Source organism: uncultured Campylobacter sp. (assembly GCF_938018145.1).
Taxonomy (GTDB): Bacteria; Campylobacterota; Campylobacteria; order Campylobacterales; family Campylobacteraceae; genus Campylobacter_A.
The window spans coordinates 1-2,998 of record NZ_CALIII010000194.1 but is presented as its reverse complement, the minus strand read 5'-3'; the positions used below and the strand labels follow the sequence as shown (position 1 = coordinate 2,998).

The window sequence follows — 2,998 nt, the reverse complement described above, 5'->3', positions numbered from 1 at the left end:
GAGCATGAACTGCGCGCTCACGTTTGCCGAGTCTTGTAAAAATTTATCGAAGTCAAACTCCGCGCTGCCGCCCGCCTCGTCGCTGATCGCGCGAAGCACGAAAAACGGCACGCCCAGACTCTCGCAAACTAGCGCCACGCTAGCGCCCTCCATCTCGGCCGCGTCGGCTTTGAAGGTCGCTTTGAGCCACTCTTTTTTCGCGTTGTCGCAGATGAACTGATCGCCAGTTGCTATGACGCCGCCTTTTAGCGCAATGCCTTTTTCTGCCGCGACGCTAGATGCTAGCGCGTTTAAAGCGTCATCGCTTTTGATAAAGATGCTAGTCTCAGGCACGTAGCCGTGCGGGTGTCCAAACGCCGTGATATCGACATCGTGCTGCACTAGACTAGTCGCGTAAAGCATATCGCCGATTTTCAAATTTGGATTTAGCGCACCTGCGACGCCGGTAAAAAGCAGTTTCTTGGCACCAAATTTCTCGATCATCGCGCTTGCGGTCAGAGCAGCGTTTACCTTGCCGATCTTAGAGTAGGCGATCACAAGCTCTTTGCCGCCGAAATTTGCGAGGTAAAATACGTTATTTGCATGCTTAACTTCTTTGTAGTCTTTGATACGCTCGAGCAGAGGAGCGACCTCCTCGCGCATCGCGCCTAAGATCGCTATCATTTAAGCTCCTTTAAAAGCTCGTCAAGGCTGCCAAGATCGGTGACGCTAAAGGTCGGCTTTTCGGTGATTTTTTTGTTGATGCCTTTTAGCACGCTACCGCCGAACTCCACGAAAATATCGACCTCGTTTTCGATGCTTTTGATGCTTTGTTTGTATAAAACGGGGCTAACGAGCTGGGCTTTTAGCAAATTTAGCGCTTCGTCTTTCGTGCCGTAAGCTTTCGCCGACGCGTTTGAAACGACTGGGGCAAATTTAGCGGCTAATGCCGGCTCTAGCTGTGCCGTTAGTTTCTCGCTCGCGTTTTTCAAAAGCGGGCAGTGGCTGATGACGGACATATTTAGAGGCAGCACGCGCTTAGCGCCCGCTTCTTTAAACGCAGACTCAAATTTGGCGATGTCGTCTTTTAGTCCCGCGATCACGATCTGACCGTCGCAGTTGTAGTTCGCGGCGTAAATTTGATGGCCGTCCGCTTGCGCGTTTTTGCAAATTTGCTCGACCGTCTCGTCGCTAAGCCCCAAAATAACGCTCATCGTCACGTCTTTGCCCGCGCAGTCCTCTTGCATAAATTTACCGCGCAAATTTACGATCCTAAGCGCATCAACAAAATCAAACGCGCCGCTAACCGCAAGCGCGCTAAACTCGCCCAAAGAGTGGCCAAGCGCGAAGCTAGGCTCTAAATTTACGCTTTGCTTTAAAGCAAGATAGCACATAAGCGAATTTAAAACGATGGCGGGCTGAGTAAATTCGCTCCTGTTTATAAGGTCATTTTCGTTGAAAAGTAGATTTGAAAAGTCGATTTTTAGGCTATCGCTTGCATTTTGCAAAAGCTCGGCGGCCGGGCGGAAATTTTCGTAAATTTCCTTACCCATGCCGATACTTTGCGAGCCTTGTCCCGGAAATATAAACGCCGCTCTCATCTAGGTACTCTTAGTGGCAACCGCATCCGCCGTCATCGTGATGATGACCATGTCCGCCGCAGCAACCACCCTCTTTGTGATCGTGATGACCGTGACCGCCACAACATCCACCTTCGCTGTGGTGATGGTCGTGGTCGTGTCCGCCGCATCCGCACGAGTGCGCGCCGCCTACCATGCCGGTAGCTATCTCGTCCTCTGTAGCATCGCGTTTGTCGAAAATTTGAACCTTAAACTCCAAATCTTTGCCTGCGTAAGGGTGGTTAAAATCAACAGTCACGTCGTCCTCGCCGATAGATTTTACTATCACGCGTACGCTCTCGCCGTGCTCGCCTTGACCAAAAAGCTCCATGCCCTCTTTTAGCTCGATGCCTGCAAATTGCTCTTTAGGAAGCATCTGAACGGCACTAGAGTCGTACTCGCCACAAGCCTGCGCAGCTGGGATAACGATAACCTTAGTTTCGCCCTTTTCTAGCTTAGCGACCTCTTCTTCTAGCTTCTCGATGATATGTCCGCGGCCCGTTAAAAAGGAAATCTCCTGTCCTACTTGCATATTGGACTCTAAAATTTCGCCTGTTTTTGCGTCTTTTAGCTCATAAAACATAGCTATAACTTGTTCTTTCACGTTCTTCTCCTATTTATGAAAATAACGTGATTATATCGTTAAATTTATTAAAGAATGTTTTAGTTTCGAGTAGGTGCGGCTTTGGCTTCTTTGCTGTCCGGATAGCCTAGTTTTAGCGCTTTGTAAAATTTATTCGCACTCGCCGTGTCTTTTATCTTATCAAAGCTAATAGCAGTGTGATAAAGAAGCTTTGGCGTATACTCGGCCTTGTCGTAGAGCTGGATACTTTGCTGGTAGTATTTTATGGCGTTGTTGTAAGCTTTTTGCTGATACGCTATCTCGCCGAGATAAAAATTTGCCATCGCAGGCTTATGATCTTTACTTAAAAGATATTCGTATCTAGCCTTTGCATCGTCGAGCTTACCTGCGTCAAATAGCTTTTTAGCTTCGCTTGCTACGTCTTGATTTTTTTGTTTGGTAAAATCAGTCTTTGGAGCTTGCGACTCAGCAGCGGCTGGGCTACTGCTAGCTACCGGCTTGTCTTCATCGTTTTTTTTTGTGGTAGCAGGTGCGGCGTTGCTCTTATCTATCAAAGCGCCCATATCTTTAAGGGCTTTGGTGATTTTTGCGTTGTTGGCCTCTTGTATTTTTCGGCTTTCTTCTACGTATTTTTTAAGCTCGTCAAAATCACTTTTTGCGGTAGAATTTCCGTCGTTTCCTTCGATATCGTTTAGTCTTTTTTCTATCCTAGACATTCTTGAGTTTAGTCCATCTAGCACGCTCTGTAAGCCTTCTAAGCGCTCTTGCATGGCATTTAAATTTGACTCAACGTCACCCATATTTCTACTTAGATTTT

The 2,998-nt window shown here is 47.6% G+C and carries 4 protein-coding genes; all 4 read right to left on the bottom strand.

Annotated features, from left to right (window positions below; genetic code table 11):
* On the bottom strand, positions 1 to 663 hold a 663-nt coding region (locus Q0338_RS04490; RefSeq protein ID WP_298085711.1), incomplete at its 3' end, for a 5'-methylthioadenosine/adenosylhomocysteine nucleosidase.
* Positions 660 to 1,580 (bottom strand): ACP S-malonyltransferase, encoded by a 921-nt coding sequence (gene fabD / locus Q0338_RS04485; RefSeq protein ID WP_298085710.1) that lies wholly within the window; start codon positions 1,578 to 1,580, stop codon positions 660 to 662. The genes Q0338_RS04490 and fabD, both read right to left, overlap by 4 nt.
* Before the next feature lie 10 nt (positions 1,581 to 1,590).
* On the bottom strand, positions 1,591 to 2,202 hold the full coding sequence (locus Q0338_RS04480; protein ID WP_298085709.1) for a peptidylprolyl isomerase: 612 nt from the start codon (positions 2,200 to 2,202) through the stop codon (positions 1,591 to 1,593).
* A 59-nt stretch (positions 2,203 to 2,261) separates the two neighbouring features.
* Positions 2,262 to 2,998 (bottom strand): tetratricopeptide repeat protein (locus tag Q0338_RS04475; RefSeq protein WP_298085708.1); only part of this gene is annotated, 737 nt, incomplete at its 5' end.

Coding starts and splice junctions, on each gene's coding strand:
- fabD (WP_298085710.1), bottom strand. CDS start 1,580: ATGAGAGCGGCGTTTATATTTCCGGGACAAGGCTCGCAAAGTATCGGC.